Raw genomic sequence first — 16,983 nt, 5'->3', positions numbered from 1 at the left:
CTCAACACCCCCGCACCCCCCAAACACCCCACCGAGGGTGGCACCTTGGGCTTCGTTCACCTGACCGCTCAGGCCGGCGTCATCGAGAGCATGCCCACCCTGGAGGAGATCGCCGCACGGCCGGGCGTCGTGCATGCCGAGCTGAAGGTCGGCGTGGGCGATGTGATGGGCGACGCCACGACGGACTCCAACACCCGCGCCGGGCGCATCGTCGTGGCGGGGCCCGACGAGAGGACGACGGCGGACCTTCTCGCGGAGACGGCCGAGTGGTTCTCGTCGCGAGTGACCGTTGAGATCGAGGGCGCCCGCCGGGTGAAGCGGACGCCGTGCTGAAGTCACTCGCGACTCGGGTGGCCACCGCGGTGATCCCCGCAGGCCGGGCCGGACGCCTGCTGGTGGCCGGAGCCCTCGTCGACTCGTTCGGCTCCGGCCTGTTCGGAGCCTCGTCGACACTCTACTTCGTCAGCGTCCTGGACTTTCCGGCCTCTCAGGTGGCCGTCGTCCTGTCAGTCGCCGCGTTGTGCGGCCTGCTGAGCCCGGTGCCTGCGGGTCGGCTCGCGGACCGTTTTGGAGCGGTGCGGGTCTATATTCCCCTGGTGCTTCTGCGCGGTGTCGGGTACGCCTGCTACACCGTCGTCGACAGTGTGCGGTCCTACGCGGTGCTGACGTGCCTGCTCTACGCGGCGGACCGGGCCTGTTCCCCGCTCTTTCAGGTGATCGTCGCAGGAGCCTGCAGCGACACCGATAGGACCCACGCCCTAAGTTCCATTCGAGCGGTCCGCAACATCGGTATCACCGGTGGACTGTTTTTCGCCGCCCTGGTGCTGGCTTCTCATTCAAAGGCCGCGTATGACGCCGTTTTCCTCACCGACGGCGTTTCCTACGTGGTCTTGGCCGGCTTGGTCGCGCGCGCGACGAGTACGTCCGCTGGCCACGTGGTGATGCCTGCGAAAAAACAAGTCGCTCCTCCGGCCGGATCTCCGATCCGCAATCTGCGATTCATGTTGTTCACCATCTCTAATGGCGTCCTGATGCTTTACGACACGGCCATTACGGTCCTGCTTTCGATCTGGCTCGTCCAGCGGACGGAACTGCCCACCGCTCTGCTTCCGGTGCTACTGGGCTTCAATACCGTACTGACCGTGATCCTTCAGGTGTCGCTTTCCCGGCGAGTTTCCGGCGCACCTGCTTCTCTGCGTGTGATTCCGTGGACTGCGGCACTGATGGTTGCCGCCTGCGGGCTGTTCGCAACGGCCGAGTCAGTGCCCGTCTGGGCCTCGGCTGCGGCGGCCCTGACCGCGGTGATAGCCCTGACCTTCGCCGAGAACCTTCACTCAGTCGCGAGTTGGGAACTGTCCTACGCCATGGCACCAGCGGCAGCCAGAGCACACTACCTCGGGGCGTTCAGCATGGGAGTGACCGCGCAGAAGATCGTGGGTCCCACCCTGCTGGTCACGATGCTCCTGCCGCTGCGTGCTGGCGGGTGGGCGATCCTCGCGTCCCTTTTCGCCCTGGCTTCGATCGCCGCTCTCTGGTCGGCACGGGCGGCTCTGACTGCTCTCGGCGACCGCGCCACACGGGCAACGACCGGCCTGAAACCCACCGAAACCACCACCTGACTTCCGTTCATCTCTTCCGCTGTTCTAGGCATGCGCATGTCCGGACCGGACGTCCGCTGCCTCACCTGCGATGACAGCCGATCGGCAAGGCACCACCCCGTCCTGCTGACTCCCTCACTGACAGGCTGTGGCTTCCCGACGTCGTCGCCGCGCTCATGGCTCACACCCGAGTAATGCGCCCCATCACGTCTCCACACCCGCTGAGACCCGACATCCGACGTGTGACTCCGCCTCGCTTGAGAGACCTTGATGAGCCTCACTTCCGCAACCGCACCCACCGTCGAAGCGTCCGCACGGGCGCAGCGCACCAACCCCTTTCACTTCAAGTCGGCGCCCGGCCGCGGCCTCGTCGTCGCGGACGACGGCATTTTCCTCTTCGGTGGCGCATTGCTGTCCCCGATCATGCTGATCAACCGTGGCGCGCTGGACCACAACATCGCGGAGATGGCTGCCTACAGCCGCCGGCACGGAGTTCTCCTCGCGCCGCACGCGAAGACCGCGATGTCCCGAGAACTGGTGACCCGTCAGTTGCAAGCTGGCGCCTGGGGCGCGAGTGCGGCCACCGTGGCCCAGGTGCGCAGCCTGCGCTCATTCGGCGTGGCCAACGTGCTGCTCGCCAATCAACTGGTCGACACCGCCGCCATCGAATGGGTCGCCGACGATTTGCGGGCCCACCCGGAGCACGGCTTCATGTGCTACGTCGACTCAGCCGCCGGGGCCGAACTTCTCGATGAGCGCCTCACACTTGCCGGTACCGGAGTGGTGCTGCCGGTCCTGCTGGAGATGGCGCCGGCCAAGGGCCGGGCCGGTTGCCGCAGTGTCGCCGAAGCGGTGGCCGTCGCCCGCACTGTTGCCGCCTTGCCCGGGTTGTGCTTGGTCGGTCTGGCGGGTTATGAGGGCGTGATCGGATGCGACCGCGCCTCGGACACCACCACTGCGGTCGCCTCGTTCTGCGATCTGCTGGAAAACACCGCCCAGGCGATCGGGCTGGAGGGCCTCTTCGCCGTCGAACGGGTGCTGATCAGCCTGGGTGGAGCCTTCTTCGACGTGGTCACCGAGCATTTGTGCGCACGGTACGGAACGCGGCAGGACCGCCAACTCCTGATCCGTCCCGGCGGATATGTCAGCCATGACCACGGCATGTACGCCCGCAGTTCGGTCTGCGCCGAGCCGAGCAGCACCTTCCGGCTGCGTCCGGCCCTTGAACTGTGGGGCCGTGTACTGTCCCGCCCGGAGCCGGAGCTGGCCATCCTCGACTTCGGCCGCCGCGACGCACCGTACGACCAGGATCTTCCGGTTCCGCAAACGATCCGCGATCTCGACGGCACCGCGCCACGCCCCGCCACCGGCTGCACCGTCACCGCCCTTAACGACCAGCACGCCTACCTGTCGGTGCCCCGTGAAACGGAGCTGGTACCCGGGCAGTGGGTGGGATGCGGGATCTCACACCCGTGTACGGCATTCGACAAGTGGCGTTACCTGCCGATGGTCGACGACGACTATCTCACCGTAGGGGCCGTGACCACGGATTTCTGACGGAACCGCGCGACTGGCTCTCCTCCTCCCCGTACTACTTACCTCCTGCCTTCCCATCACCATGCAAGGAGACCCCTCCCATGAGACCTCTCGTGATCTACACCGGCACCAGCCTCGGCGACGCCGACATGGCCAAGACCGCCTACGGGATCGTGCGGTTCGCGCCGGAACGCGTCCACAGTGTCTGGGACACCAAGCACGGCGGGGCCCGCGCGCAGGACATTGTTCCGGCGGTCACGTGTGACGCGCCCGTGGTCGCCACGCTCGACGACGTCCCGGACGAGTACGACCTCGTCATCGGATTCGCGCCGATCGGGGGCGGTCTGACCGAGAGGCAGTACGCAGACCTTGCCTCGGCTGCCGGCCCGGGCGTTCGCATCATCAACGGACTGCATCAGGAACTCGAGCTGCCCGGTGTGGTCAACCTGCGGCACCTGCGCACCGGGGAGCGCCCCATCGCCCAGGGCCACCCGCTCGCCTCGTACCGCATCCTCACCGTCGGCACCTCCCATGCGGTCGGCAAGATGACCGCGACCTGTCAGCTGTACAACGGCTTGCGGCAGCACCGAGGAAAGGTGGAGTGGCTGGCGACGGGACAGACCGGCATGTTGATCGCAGGGCAGGGCCGCGTGCTGGACTCCATACCGGTGGATTTCGTTCCCGGCCACATCGAGCAGATGCTGATGGACGTTGACAGCACGGGGAAGGTGGTGATTGTCGAGGGCCAGGGGTCGATCTTCCATCCCAGCTACTCCGGACTGGCCGCTTCCCTCTTCCACACGGTGGCCCCGCAGGCGTACGTCCTCTGCGCGCGCGTGGGCCAAGAGAAGCATCTCGGCTTCGACTGGCAGGTCCCCTCGGTTCCGCAGGCCATCGAAGCCTACGACCGGCTTGCCACCGTCTTCGGTATCGACTCCTCCTGCATCGCGGTCAGTCTTGACTCCACCCGCGTCAGCGAAGAGGAGTACCTGGCGGAGAAGGAGAAACTGTCCGCCATCACCGGCCTGCCCGTGGCCGACCCCGTACGTGAGGGAGCCGACACACTGCTGACCGCCGAGGTCATGGCTCGTCTCCCGGAGCAGCCGTGAGCAAGGCTGAGAACCTGGCCCTCCTCGAGTCCTGGGCCCTGTCCGCGCCCGTTCCAGCATGGACGGTGGTCCGGCATGGGGAGCTCGTCGACCCACAGGCTCTGAACGCCCTGCCCGGTGACCTCTTCGCGGTGCGCAGCTCCGCCGACTGCGAAGACGGGAGCGAGCACAGCTTCGCCGGCCTGTTCGACACGATGCTCGGGGTGAGACGCGAGGACGTCGCACAGGCGGTTCGGACGGTCCGGGCGTCCGCGGACAGCAAACGATCTCGCACCTACCTTGGCCGCATCGGCATTCCACGGAACGGCGTCCGGATGGACGTGATCGTGCAAACCATGCTCCGCCCGAGGATCGCGGGTGTGGCCTTCTCCTGCCACCCCGTCCCGGGTGAACGGGGCCGGGTCATCGAGGTCGTTCGTGGGCTCGGTGAACTTCTGGTCAGCGGATCCATCGACGGCGACCGTGTAGTCATCGACCCTGAGAGCGGGGCTGTCACCTCCTATGAGGTGCACCACCAGAGCAGACAGCTCGTCACCGGTAGCCACGGCACCCGCATGACCGCTGTTCCGCTGCTGCGGCAGAGTGCCCGCAAGCTGACCCGGAGGGAGATTGGCGGCATCGAACGGCTGCTGCTCGACGTGCAAGACCGAATGGGCTGCCACGTCGACATCGAGTTCGCCTACGACGGCGACACCCTCTACCTACTCCAGGCCCGGCCCATGACAGTCGTGCCCGACGAAGCAAGGAGTGCCTGACATGTGTGGCCTGGTAGGGGTGGCAGGCGACGCTTGTCTGCTGGAACGGCTACCCGAGGCACTTCGGAGGATGCGACATCGTGGGCCGAACGCGCTGCGCGAGGCCGAGTTCACGTCCGACGGCTTCTCAGTGCGCATGGGTTTCGCCCGGCTCTCCATCCGCGACCTCTCCCCGGTGGCCGATCAGCCGCTGTCGCGCGGCACTGTCACCGTGTTGTTCAATGGGGAGATCTACAACGCCGACCACCTGCGCGGACACCTGCAGGCGCTGGGTCGGAGATTCCTCACGACGGGCGACTCCGAGGTGGTGACCGAGGCTATCCGCACCTGGGGTTTCGCGGACGCGATCGCCCGGTTGGAGGGCATGTTCGCGATCGCCGCGTACGACCACGCGGACGGCAGCGTGCACCTCGCGAGGGACCGGTTCGGTATCAAGCCCCTGTACTACCACCACAGTGCGGAGCGGCTCCTCTTCGCCAGCGACATTACCTCTCTGACGTGCATCGATCCGGCTCTTCGTCGCAGCATCGACCATGACGTGCTAACCCGCAAGATCCTCCTCGATCCCTTCATCGGCTTCCAGCCGGAGCGGACCGCCTTCAGCCCCATACAGGCCCTCGCTCCAGGAAGCGTCTTGACCTGGAGGCATGGCCACCACGCCAAGCATCGCCGCTACTACGACCTGCTGAGCGCCGCTCAGGACGGCAGCGGTCCCCAGGACCTGCACGAGCTGCTTCGACGGACCGTGCGCGAGCACATCGTCTCGGACGCACCACTTGCCTTCGCCCTCTCCGGGGGCTTCGATTCCTCTCTCCTCACCACACTGGCGGCCGAACTCCATGAGAACATCACCGCGTTCACGGTGGACCTGGGCTCGGACAGCATGGAGTACGGGGAAGACGGGCACTACGCCCGGCTACTTGCGCAGAGTCTCGTCGGGCTGCGCGGCCGGCACATCGTCCTCGACAGACTGCGCCCGTGGACCATCGACCGGATCGACCGGTGCGTCACCACCCTGGGCAGCCCGCTCTACGACGAACGCGTCCGGCTCTGGGACGAGATCTACAGCACGGTCGCCGCGCACGGCATCCGTGTCTTCATCAACGGCCAGGGTGCGGACGAGATGTGGTATGGCTACTACCCGAAAATTTGGAACTGGTTCACCAATCTCTACCAGGAGCCACACCACAGGAACTCCTACCGAAGCTACTTCGATGGGCGCTGGTCGTCATCGCCCCTGAGGGGAATCCTGCGCCCAGAACACGAGGTGCGACTCCCCGACCTCGCGAACGAGGTATTCGACGACGTCGAGGGCGGAGACCCAACGGGCGAGCCCGGCCGCAAACTCTCCCTGCATCTGGTACGCACGTGCCTGGGCGCGATCCTCGAGTTCGAGGACGCGCTCTCGATGAGGCACAGCGTCGAGGTACGTGTCCCGTTCGTCGACCACAAAGTGGCTGAGACGGCCCTGCGTATCCGCGCGGCCGAGCACATCGGGGACGGAAGCACCGGCAAAGCCGTACTCAAGGGCGCCTTCGCCGACCTGCTTCCCAGGGATGTAGTGCGCCGTCAGAAAGCCCCATTGCCCAAGCCGAGGCACGACAACGGTTCACTGCGCCGACTGTACGCCCAGCACCTGTCCGAATTGGTCGAAGACGGACTCGTCCAGTCCCTGTACTTGCCCCATGAGCTGAAGCGTCTACTGGAGCCCTGCGAGGCCGGAACCTTCTACGCAAACCCCGGCGAGGCCATGCTGCAGATCCTGAGCACCTGGCGCTTCAACGAGGTGAACCGTGCCTGACTTCGTCCTCCAGTGGGAATCCCCCCAGCTCGACTACTACTGGTGTCATCACCTGCTCCACGAGGTCTACGCCAAGAACCTGGTCCGTGACCGGCTCGGCGACCAAGAGAACGACTGGATCGCCTCGTGCGACGTCCACGGCTTCGGATTTCACCTCGATCGACGCGAGATTGACCGTCTGGCCCCCTTGGCACGGGCGTTTTACGCCGACCGGGAACGCCTGATGGCGTACTTCCGCGACATCGAGGCCCTGAGCCGGCAGGTGGAGACCTTGCCCTGGCACCCGACGCCGGGCGACGACCCCATCACTGAACTGAACAAGATCGAGCCGCTCTTCCACGAGGCCATCGGCCTGCACCTGTGCAGCCAGCCGCACCTGACCGCAGCGGTCGAGCGGGAGCTGGCCGAAGCCCTGGACACGCTCGATCTCGGCGACCAGGAACGCGACGAGGCGCTGGACTGGCTGCTGCGCCCACGCCGACTGCCCCTTGTGCTGCAGGAACGTCTCGACTGGTTCGAGCAGGTGCTCACGGCGCCTGCCGAGCTCACCGAGCAACGGCTACAAGGTCACTTGGGTACCTGGCGCTGTCTGACGGCCGGGGACTCCAAGCAGCCAACCACCGAAAGCGAACTCCGCGCCCGCCTTGAGGCGGACCGACGCTCAGCCGATCAAACCGCTGAACAGGCACAGCGGCTGCGGGACATCGCCGACGGCCGCGTTCCGCCCATGCCGTCACCGCTTCGCGGCCCACAGTCGGTGATGGAGTGGGCCGAACGCGCCCGGGAGCTGGCCTACCACCGCTTCATGACCAAGCAGACATGGCTGAAGCTCTGGTACCTGATGGAGCAGTATCGCGTCCTGCTGGGTCCGCAAAGCGCCGGGCTGATCACTCAAGAGGTAGACCAGGAACCATTGGAGGATGAAGACCGCTCCTGCTATGTCCTCCTCAGCACCGGCGGCTTCGTTGAGCTCTACTACAACGGCACTGATGAGGCTACGCGCGAACGTCACCTCAGTCCCCTCCAGCCACTGGGCGACCGACCGTTGAGCGGAAGCACCGGCTATCCGGGTCTGGTAGAGGGGATCGTCGTCGTCATCGACTGGAACGAGTCCCTGGAGAACAAGAGTCACCTCGTTGACGCGAACACCGTGCTGGTCGTACCGCAAACCACCCCGGACTTCGTCCCCGTCCTCAGCCGGTGCGCTGGTCTGGTGGTGGACGAGGGCGGCCTGACCGGCCACGCCAGCATCATTGCCCGCGAGATGCGACTGCCTGCTCTCATCGGTTCCCGTGTGGGGACCAAGCTGCTGCGTGACGGTGACAGGGTGCTTCTCAATGCTTCCGAGGGCTGGGTCCGGATTACGCACTGAGCTTGGCGTTTAACCTCGCCTGTCACTCGACCTGCTGATCTGCGGTTCTTCCTGGGACAGCGGACGCGGCCGTTCTCCACGCTTCGAGATGTCGAGTCACAAAGCTCAAGAGAACGGCCGCTGCGTATGAGTCTCCCCGCCCCATGAGGTTCCCCCGCTGTGCGGGGTGGCTGACTAGCTGGTCAGGGCGGTCTGACGTGGTTTCAGCTTCACTTGTTCGGTCGTTGCCTGGATGGCGTAGTGCTTCTCCTCGTACTCGATCGGGCTGAGGTAGCCGAGTCGTTTCTGGATGCGGCGAGGGTTGTAGAAGGTCTCGATGACCCCGTTGCCCAATTGGGTGAATGCCTCTGATCTCCGCCTTGGTGGGTGGTTGAGGGGTGGAGCCTGAGGTCGGGGGGGCTTGGGTCGTGAGCCCGCCTCGATCTCGGGACGGAGGGGTTGGGTGTCGATGCGGGCGGACTCGGGTCGGGATGTGCCCGAGGGAACACGGGTGGTGGCTTCGGCAGCGTTTCCCAAGGGGTGTCTGGCGATGCGGGTGCGGGACGCGCTCGGTCCGCTGTTCGACGACGAGGTCTTCAGGTCCGCGTTCGGCGTGCGTGGCCGCCCCGGTGTCGCTCCGGGCCAGCTGGCGCTGGTCAGCGTGCTGCAGTTCGCGGAGACCCTGACCGACCGCCAGGCGGCCCACGCGGTGCGCGCGAGAATCGATTGGAAGTACCTGCTTGGCCTCGATCTGACAGACCCGGGCTTCGATTTCACCGTGCTGACAGGGTTCCGCGACCGTCTCCTGGCCCACAGTCTGGAGGAGGAGATTCTGGATCTGCTGCTGGAACGGCTCACGGAGCTGGGGCTGGTGGCAGGCCGGGGCCGGCAGCGCACCGACTCCACGCACGTGCTTGCCGCGGTGAGGGACCTCAACCGCCTGGAGTTCGTCGGCGAGACGCTGCGGGCCGCGCTGGAGGCAGTCGCCGTCACCGCCCCCCAGTGGCTCGGGTCCTGGATGCCCCCGGCCTGGCAGAAACAGTACGGGGCACGAATGGACTCCTACCGGCCGCCAAGTGATGAGAACGAGCGGACCCAGCTCACCTGGCGCATTGCAGCCGACGGCTACCTGTTCCTTGAGGCGGCCTTCGCGTCAGCGGCTCCCGACTGGCTGCGGGAGGTGCCCGCCATCGGCATCCTGCGGACAGTGTGGCTGCAGCAGTTTCAGCGGACGGTCATGGGCGGGGTGCAGGAGGTGGCCTGGTGTGACCACAGACGTTAGTTGTCACATACCGAGGATAGTTGGCACCGTGATTCTGTGGGATCAGGATGACGGCCGAGCCGTGATGCGGCAGTTGGCACTTCGCCGCGAGCACTGGAAACGCCGTCGACTGCGACTTCGCGGCGATGGCGGCTCCAACTCAAGATCGAGAACTTACCGCCTGCCAGGCTGAAGTTCTCCGCTGGCGCCGCGTCCGAGGTTGCCCGTGGGCGTACACCATCGGCAGCGGCCGTTCTGGCGGGGATCTTGGAGATGCCGTTCGCGGACTCGAGGGCGGTGGATGACTGAGCCCTGCTGCCCTCTCGTCAGGTGACGTCCTCGAAGCGGGTGTGCGCATCGATCAGTTGGTGCAGGGGGCGGGCCGGCTCGCGATAGCGCGGCAACGTGGGCGGGCCCCATCCCTGGTAGGGCGGCAGCTCCGGCTTGGCACCGGCCGGGCGGGCGATCTCCTTGGGCTCGACAGCGACGATGTAGGACCAGCCGCGTTCCTCCAGGGCCAGGCGGAAGCAGACACTGCGGCCGTAACCGCAGTCGGCCACAATCACCGGCACCGACGGAAGCCAACCCGCCAGCCTCTCCAGCAGCCCCAGGGTCAGGCGGGGCTTGGGCACATGCCCCACCTCATCGGGCACGCCCGCAGCCGTGCGACGCCGGGTGTCGTGCGCCCATTCCTCGGGTAGGAACAATTCCCATTCCAGTGGGCAGGAGGCGGTATCCGTGGCCGCATGCACACTGACGGCGACCTGGCAGGTTGCCCGCTTCCCCAGTGCCCCGCAGTACTGCCGGGCCACCCCCACCGACGCCCGCCCGCACTTGGGAAACGCGACGTCGTCGATGACCCACACCTCGGGCTTGACGACCTGGACCAGCCGCTCGGCGATCCGCCGCCGCACCGGCGTCCACTGCCACGGCGACTGGTTGACGAACTGCTCCAGGGCCTGCATGTTCCCGTCCGGCAGCCGCTGCGCCATCGGCTGGATCGACTTGCGTCGGCCGTCCAGCATCAGCCCCCGCAGATAGCAATCGCTCTACATCGCAGGCATCTTTCTTTGGTCCGCACGATGATCCAAACGAAAGTCCCTAGGTGCGACTGGGCCAGCCGGAAGGCGACGTGGGGAGTGTCTGCGAGGTGACAGTGGACATGTCCGGCAGGCCGTTTTGTCACGCCTCGGCAAACCTGGCAAAAGGAAGTGATGACTGTGTCGGGCACTTCTTGCTCCGTGCCGCGTCCGCCGAGCACGCACCTGGTCACCGGGAATGCCTCGAAGCGCGGTGAACTCCAGCCTCTGGCGGGCCGCGGACCGGGTCCGCTCCGCTCGGGGCGTGCGTCGGCGCTACGGGGCGGTGGGACGCGGGGCGGGTGAGGACGAAGAGGTAGCCGCGTTCGTCGTCGAGACGCAGGGCGTGGGGGACGGAGGGACGGCTTCGGAGAGGTGCGGGTGGCGGCCCTGCTCCAGGCAGGTGTAGCGGGTGGTGACACACGCCAGGGGCGCGACCTCCTCACGGCTTGGGCACCCGGCGCGCCCCGCGCCCAGTGGCAGTCCGGCGGTGTTCGGGGTGAGGAGGGGGCGACGGGAGCGGAGAAAGTCGCCGAGTTCGCCGTTGTACCCCATTCCTCAGGTAGTTGGAGGCGCGTGGGACTGTGTGCGGTGCGAGGATGGCCCAGACGACGCTCAGGTGGCCGGTGCGGTAGAGGGCGGGGCCGTCGTCCCCCGGACCACGAGGTGTGGAGCCACCACCTGTTCCCCGGTACCGGTGTCGCGACCGTCCAGGCGTGCGATGGCCCGGTCCACGGCGAGGTGGGCGAGGCGGGGGATGTCCTGCCCGACGGTGGTGAGGTCGATATGGGCCAGGCGGGCCAGATGGCTGTCGTCGAAGCCGACGACGGAGATGGCGCCGGGGACGGGAATGCCGCTGCGGAGGAAGACATCGAGGACACCGGTCGCGCAGCGGTCGTTGAAGGCGAGGACCGCGGTGGGGCGCGGGTGGGAGGCGGCGAGAACCTGGGCGGCCTCGGCGCCCTCTGCCTCGGTGAGGCCCCCGGGCACGACGCGGATGTGCTCGGTGAGACCGTGGCGGCTCATGGCGGTGCGGTAGCCGCGTCGCCGGTCGGCTGCGCCGGGTGCCTTGCCGCCGTCGATGTGGGCGATGGCGCGGTGGCCCAGCGCCACGAGGTGGTCGACCGCCTGGCGGGCGCCCTTGTCGTCGGCGGTCCGTACGACCTCCAGGCCGGGGACGGGTGGCCGCAGGTGGCGGGCCACAGAGACGACCGGCAATTGCCCGGCGAGCTCCGTCAGCCGTGAGGCGGGGGCCTGTGGGCCTAGCAGGATCAGCGCCTCGCAGCGGTCGTCGAGCAGGGTTTCGACCGCACGCTGCTCACCCCGTTCGGCGGTCACGGCGCTCAGCGCGATCTGGTATCCGGCTGGTTCGGCGGTGGCGTAGATGCCCTCCACCAGGTCGGCGTGGAAGGGATGCTGGAGGCCGAACTGCACGCCGAGCAGGTGGGAGCGGTGGCTGCGCAGCAGTCTCGCCCGGGCGTCCGGGCGGTAGCCGATCTCCCGCGCGGCCTCCAGGACACGCTCGCGGGTGGCGGCGCTGGCCCCCTTCGCCCCGCGCATCACGATGGAGGCCAGCGCGGTGGACACACCTGCCCGCGTCGCCAGGTCGGCGAGCGTCGGCCGCTTCCCGTCCGGGACCGCCGGGGTCGCAGGCATCCTGTCCTCTCCTGGTCGGTCTCGTCTGCTGGGGACCGATTGTAGAACGTTCCATGTGGGCGTTGCTTCAGGAGGGGGCTCGGCAACGGCACGGTGACGTGAGAGGTACGACCCTGGCGGCGGCCGCTCGGGCTGGAGAAGGCGCCGCCGAGTCGGCGTCGTGTGCTCGGTGCTACGGCCGCACTGTCACCGGGCTCTCCCTGACGTCACCCACGCTGACCGCACCGCCCGTGGCGATCGAACCGATCGAGGCGAGGGCGATGCCCAGCGCGGCCCGAGCGTCCTCGCCGGTCACCGACGGAGCACGCTTGTCCCGGACGCTGTCGGTGAACTCGGCCAGTTCGGCAACGTAGGCCGCGTGGAAGAGATCCTGGTCGTAGCTGACGCACTCGGCGGCAGCGCCGGCCGCACCGTAGGACGTGAGGTGGCTGCTGCGCAGGTCACCCAGGGTGAGCATGCCGGTCGAGCCCTTGACCTCACCGCGGACGTCATAGCCGTACACCGCCTGGAAGTTGGCCTCCGCCGTGGCGATGGCGCCGTTGTCGAAGCGGATCGTCACCACGGCCGTGTCGAGCAGTCCGTGGTCCTTGAAGTCGGGCCGGATCAGGGCGTCGGCCATGGCGAAGACCTCGACGGGCTCTGAGCCGGGGTTGAGGTAGCGCAGGACGTCGAAGTCGTGGATGAGCGTCTCCAGGAAGATCGTCCATGGCGGGATGCGCGACGGGTCGTGCAGTTTGGGGTCCCGGGTGAGGGAACGCAGCAGCTGTGGGGCGCCGATGTCACCGGCGGTGATCTTCTCGTGGGCGGCGCGGAAGCCGACATCGAAGCGGCGGTTGAAGCCCACCTGGAGCGCCACGCCCGCCTCATGTGCGGCGGTGATGGCGCGGTCGGCTTCGTCGAGGGTGATGGCCATCGGCTTCTCGCAGAAGACCGACTTGCCGGCGCGTGCTGCGGCCTCGATGAGTCCGGCGTGGGTGCGGGCGGGCGTGACGATCACGACCGCCTCGATCTCGGGGTCGTCGAGCAGGTCACCGATCTCCGTGTACGTCTTGGGGCAGCCGAGACGATCGGCCAGAGCCTTCGCGGCCCCGGGTGCGGGATCGGCAATGGCGGCCAGCCGTACACCGGGGAGGCGGCGGGCCAGGGTCTCGGCGTGGAAGGAGCCCATGCGTCCGGCGCCGATGAGGCCGACCGCGAGGGACTGGGGGGAGGTCATGGCACATACTCCGTGATCTACGTCGTGGCTTCGGTGGTGGCGGCTGCCGTGGTGCGCGGACGCGAGGGCGGGCAGATATCCCGCGGCCGCTCCTGTCAGACGGTGAAGGCGGCCCGGAAGCGTTCCAGAGCGGCCTCGCTGTCGCTGGAGGCCCATGCCTCCATGGCGACGGTGCCGTCGTAGCCGATGTCTGCGAGGGTGCGGGCGATGGCCGGGTAGTTGATCTCTCCCGTGCCGGGTTCGCAGCGGCCCGGCACGTCCGCCACCTGGATCTCACCGATGAGTCCCGCGCCGTGGGCGCGGCGCACCAGCTCGATCAGATTCCCCTCGCCGATCTGGGCGTGGTACAGGTCCAGGTTCATGCGCAGACCGGGCCGGTTCACGGCGGCAACCAGCGCCAGGGTGTCGGCAGCCTTCGCGAAGGGCACCCCGGGGTGATCGACGGCGGTGTTGAGATTCTCCAGGGTGAAGGTGACCCCGGCGTTCTCGCCGAGCTCGGCAATCCGTGTGAGTGTGCGGTGCGCGGCCATCCACATCGCGCCCGTGGGCTCCCCGGGGACCGGCACCACGGGCAGCCCCTGGCCGTCCAGACCGGTTCCGTGGAGGTTCAGGCGAGTGCAGCCCAGGTGCTCGGCCGCCTTGAGTGACTCCTCGGCCGTGCGCAACAGTTCGGCGGCGCCGTCGTCATCGGTGAGGCTGCCGCTCACATACCCCGTCATCGAGACGATCTCGGCGGACGAGCGGGCGAGGGCATCGAGATCGTGCTTCGTCCAGTCCCAGATCTCGACCTGGAAGCCGGCCTCGTGGATACGCCGCGCCCGCTCCTCGATCGGAAGGTCGCGGAAGACCATCTCCGCACAGACCGCTAGTGCGTACATCGTGGTTCTCCTCATCTCCGGACGACCGGGAACTAGAACGTTCTATATACTCTGACCAGTACGCCAGTCACCATGAGTCGCTGTCAAGTGTCCGGTGGCCATGAAGCCTGTAACGTTCTAGAAATCTCGCGCGGAAGCCGTCAGCACCGCATGGAAGCCCGCCACGGCGCGTCAACTGCGCCGGGGGTCTCCATGCGCCGGCCACCGCGCGAGCCGGTGGCTTGGTTACTTGGGGGCTCTGCCCGGCTGCTCGTCGGCAGGGAGCGTCAGCCTCGGGCGTCGGGTGCCGGTCAGGCCGCAGCCGGCCAGGTGCTCGCGCGTGCTGACGGCGATGGGCAGCGGCACCTCGGGTGCGCAGGGGTAGAGGTCTTGTTCGACGATGACGAACAGCTCGGCGTCGAGGGTGGCGAGTGCGGTGACGATGTCGGCGGGGTTGGGGACGCCGGCGGGCGGGGAGACGCAGACGCCGCGTTTGACGGCCTCGCCGAAGGAGAGACTTTCGGCGGCGACCTGGGCCAGGACGGCGGGGTCCATCTGTTTGATGTGGACGTAGCCGACGCGTTCGCCGAAGCGGCGGATGAGGTCGAGGTTGTCGCCGCCGCCGTAGGCGACGTGGCCGGTGTCCAGGCAGAGGTTGGTGTAGCGGGGGTCGGACTCGTTCAGCAGCCGTTCGATCTCGGGCTGGGTCTGGATGTGGCTGTCGGCGTGCGGATGGATGACGAGGCGTACGTCGTACTCGTCGAGCAGCAGCTTGCCGAGCCGGTCGGCGGCCCTGCCGAAGCCCGCCCACTGTTCGGCGGTCAGCTCGGGCGACTCGGTGAACGCGCCCGTCTTCTCGTCCCGGTACATGGGCGGGATGAAGACGAGGTGGTGGGCGTCGGCGGCGGCGGTCAGGCCGGCGATCTGCCGGACGTGGGCGAGCATGTCGTCCCAGGCCTCGGGGCGGTGCAGCGCACCGAAGACGGTGCCGCCGGAGACCTGCAGGCCGCGGGCGTCGAGTTCGTCCTTGAGGCGCTGCGGGTCGGTGGGGAGGTAGCCGTAGGGGCCGAGCTCCAACCACTCGTAGCCGGCCTGGGCGAGTTCGTCGAGGAAGCGGGTGTACGGCACCTGGTGCTCGTCCTCGGGGAACCAGACGCCCCACGAGTCGGGGGCCGAGCCCAGGCAGAGGTTGCCCGCAGTGGTGCGGAAGGGGGGTGGCGCCGTTGCCATGGTGTGTCCTTCGGAGAGCGGCACGGAAACTCAGTTGGAGGTGGGGAAGTTGAAGCCCGCGCTGACCTGCTGCTTGGGCTGGGGCCAGCGAGTGGTGACGACCTTGGGGCGGGTGTAGAAGCGGATGCCTTCGGGGCCGTGGATGGGGGAGTCGCCGATGAGGGAGTCCTTCCAACCGCCGAAGGAGTAGTAGGACATCGGCACGGGCACCGGCACGTTGATGCCGATCATGCCTACCTTGATGTTGCGCTGGAAGCGGCGGGCGGCTTCACCGGAGGCGGTGAACAGGGCGGTGCCGTTGCCGTAGGGGTTGGCGTTGATGACGTTGATCGCCTCGTCCAGGGTCTCGACTCGGAGGATCGCCAGCACCGGGCCGAAGAGTTCCTCCTTGTACGCCGCCATCTCGGTGGTGACGTGGTCCAGGAGGGAGGGGCCGGTGAAGAAGCCCTCGGCGTAGGCCGGGTCGTCGAGCTTGAGACCGCGGCCGTCGACGACGACGGTGGCGCCCTGCGTGGCGGCGACGCCGACCGCGCTCTCGACGCGCTCCTGGGCGGCCTTGGTGACCAGCGGCCCCATCTCGGTGCCGGGCTGGTCACCGGGGCCGACCTTCACCTCACGGGCCTTGCGCTCCAGCACCTGCACGAGTCCGTCGGCGGCGTCGCCGACGGCGACGGCGACGGAGACGGCCATGCAGCGCTCGCCGGCGGAGCCGTAGGCGCCGGCGGTGATGTGGTTGGCGGCGAATTCGAGGTCGGCGTCAGGCAGGACGACGGCGTGGTTCTTGGCGCCGCCGAGGGCCTGGACGCGCTTGCCGTGCGCGGTGGCCTGTTCGTGCACGTACTTGGCGATCGGAGTCGACCCGACGAAGGAGACGGCCTCGATGCCGGGGTGGGTGAGGATCGCGTCGACCGCGTCCTTGCCACCGTGCACCACGTTGAAGACACCGTCGGGCAGGCCGGCCTTCTTGTACAGATCGGCGACGAAGTTCGCGGCCGACGGGTCGCGCTCACTGGGCTTCAGGATGAAGGTGTTGCCGGTGGCGATGGCCATGGGGTGCATCCACAGCGGCACCATCGCGGGGAAGTTGAACGGGGTGATGCCGGCGACGACGCCGAGGGGCTGGCGGAAGTTGTGCACATCCACGCCACGCGAGACCTGGTCGGAGAAGGAGCCCTTGAGGATGTCGCCGAGGCCGCAGGCGAACTCGACGACCTCGCGGCCCCGGGTGATCTCGCCGCGGGCGTCGTCGACGGTCTTGCCGTGCTCGGCGGAGATGATCCGGCCCAGCTCCTCCTCGTGCTCGAGGAGCAGCTGGCGGAAGGCGAACATCACCTGCGTGCGCTGGGTGAGCGACGATTCCGACCAGGTCTCGAAGGCGGCAGAGGCAGCCTGGACGGCGGCGTCCACGTCGGCCGCGCCGCCGAGGACGACCTGGGCCTGCTCGGCGCCGGTGGCCGGATTGAAGACCGGCTGGGTGGCGGTGGCGGTGCCCTGGACGGGAGCGCCGTTGATCCAGTGCTGGATGGTGGTCACG

The 16,983-nt window shown here is 67.7% G+C and carries 14 protein-coding genes and 1 pseudogene; 8 read left to right on the top strand and 7 right to left on the bottom strand.

The features are described 5' to 3' along the window. From KUM49_RS10160 to KUM49_RS50195, 7 genes and pseudogenes are all read left to right on the top strand, one after another. Nucleotides 1-333, top strand: a pseudogene (locus KUM49_RS10160) (hypothetical protein); the annotation flags it as partial. Further along, complete coding sequence (locus KUM49_RS10155; RefSeq protein WP_217236398.1) at nucleotides 327-1,619, top strand: MFS transporter; 1,293 nt, start codon at nucleotides 327-329, stop codon at nucleotides 1,617-1,619. The pseudogene KUM49_RS10160 and the gene KUM49_RS10155, both read left to right, overlap by 7 nt. A gap of 249 nt (nucleotides 1,620-1,868) precedes the next feature. After that, the gene (locus tag KUM49_RS10150) at nucleotides 1,869-3,155 is read left to right on the top strand and encodes an alanine racemase (RefSeq protein WP_217236397.1); all 1,287 of its coding nucleotides are present in this window, start codon (nucleotides 1,869-1,871) and stop codon (nucleotides 3,153-3,155) included. 80 nt (nucleotides 3,156-3,235) lie between these two features. Beyond that, entirely contained in the window at nucleotides 3,236-4,243 is a 1,008-nt protein-coding gene (locus tag KUM49_RS10145) for a DUF1611 domain-containing protein (protein ID WP_217236396.1), read from the top strand. After that, nucleotides 4,240-4,998, top strand: a complete 759-nt coding sequence (locus KUM49_RS10140) for a PEP/pyruvate-binding domain-containing protein (RefSeq protein ID WP_217236395.1) — start codon at nucleotides 4,240-4,242, stop codon at nucleotides 4,996-4,998. Before KUM49_RS10145 ends, KUM49_RS10140 begins: the two co-directional genes overlap by 4 nt. Nucleotide 4,999: 1 nt before the next feature. Further along, entirely contained in the window at nucleotides 5,000-6,799 is a 1,800-nt protein-coding gene (gene asnB / locus KUM49_RS10135) for an asparagine synthase (glutamine-hydrolyzing) (RefSeq protein ID WP_217236394.1), read from the top strand. After that, nucleotides 6,792-8,171 (top strand): PEP-utilizing enzyme, encoded by a 1,380-nt coding sequence (locus KUM49_RS50195; protein ID WP_217236393.1) that lies wholly within the window; start codon nucleotides 6,792-6,794, stop codon nucleotides 8,169-8,171. The genes asnB and KUM49_RS50195 overlap by 8 nt, the downstream gene beginning before the upstream one ends. 174 nt (nucleotides 8,172-8,345) lie before the next feature. Here KUM49_RS50195 and KUM49_RS10125 read toward each other — a convergent pair whose 3' ends face one another. After that, nucleotides 8,346-8,504: an IS3 family transposase gene (locus tag KUM49_RS10125; RefSeq protein ID WP_217236392.1), complete on the bottom strand. Its 159-nt coding sequence runs from the start codon at nucleotides 8,502-8,504 to the stop codon at nucleotides 8,346-8,348. A 202-nt stretch (nucleotides 8,505-8,706) separates the two neighbouring features. Here KUM49_RS10125 and KUM49_RS10120 point away from each other — a divergent pair, with 202 nt between their 5' ends. Continuing rightward, nucleotides 8,707-9,432 carry a transposase gene (locus tag KUM49_RS10120; protein ID WP_217236391.1) on the top strand — a complete coding sequence of 242 codons (726 nt, stop codon included), beginning with the start codon at nucleotides 8,707-8,709 and terminating at the stop codon, nucleotides 9,430-9,432. 305 nt (nucleotides 9,433-9,737) lie between these two features. Here the strand turns inward: KUM49_RS10120 and KUM49_RS10115 are convergent, their stop codons facing one another. The 6 genes from KUM49_RS10115 to KUM49_RS10090 all read right to left on the bottom strand — a co-directional run bounded on the left by KUM49_RS10115 (nucleotide 9,738) and on the right by KUM49_RS10090 (nucleotide 16,982). Next, nucleotides 9,738-10,448 carry an IS701 family transposase gene (locus KUM49_RS10115; RefSeq protein ID WP_374200143.1) on the bottom strand — a complete coding sequence of 237 codons (711 nt, stop codon included), beginning with the start codon at nucleotides 10,446-10,448 and terminating at the stop codon, nucleotides 9,738-9,740. A gap of 657 nt (nucleotides 10,449-11,105) precedes the next feature. Beyond that, complete coding sequence (locus tag KUM49_RS10110; protein WP_217236390.1) at nucleotides 11,106-12,146, bottom strand: LacI family DNA-binding transcriptional regulator; 1,041 nt, start codon at nucleotides 12,144-12,146, stop codon at nucleotides 11,106-11,108. Between the two features lie 172 nt (nucleotides 12,147-12,318). Next, nucleotides 12,319-13,362 carry a Gfo/Idh/MocA family oxidoreductase gene (locus KUM49_RS10105; protein WP_217236389.1) on the bottom strand — a complete coding sequence of 348 codons (1,044 nt, stop codon included), beginning with the start codon at nucleotides 13,360-13,362 and terminating at the stop codon, nucleotides 12,319-12,321. 95 nt (nucleotides 13,363-13,457) lie between these two features. Next, the gene (locus KUM49_RS10100; protein WP_217236388.1) at nucleotides 13,458-14,240 is read right to left on the bottom strand and encodes a TIM barrel protein; all 783 of its coding nucleotides are present in this window, start codon (nucleotides 14,238-14,240) and stop codon (nucleotides 13,458-13,460) included. 225 nt (nucleotides 14,241-14,465) lie between these two features. After that, nucleotides 14,466-15,449: a TIM barrel protein gene (locus tag KUM49_RS10095; RefSeq protein WP_217236387.1), complete on the bottom strand. Its 984-nt coding sequence runs from the start codon at nucleotides 15,447-15,449 to the stop codon at nucleotides 14,466-14,468. A gap of 30 nt (nucleotides 15,450-15,479) precedes the next feature. Then, nucleotides 15,480-16,982 carry a CoA-acylating methylmalonate-semialdehyde dehydrogenase gene (locus KUM49_RS10090; RefSeq protein ID WP_217236386.1) on the bottom strand — a complete coding sequence of 501 codons (1,503 nt, stop codon included), beginning with the start codon at nucleotides 16,980-16,982 and terminating at the stop codon, nucleotides 15,480-15,482. Nucleotide 16,983: the final 1 nt, after the last annotated feature.

The sequence above is a fragment of the Streptomyces sp. AC555_RSS877 genome (assembly GCF_019049245.1).
GTDB lineage: Bacteria > Actinomycetota > Actinomycetes > Streptomycetales > Streptomycetaceae > Streptomyces.
This window is presented reverse-complemented; position numbering and strand designations above follow the sequence as displayed.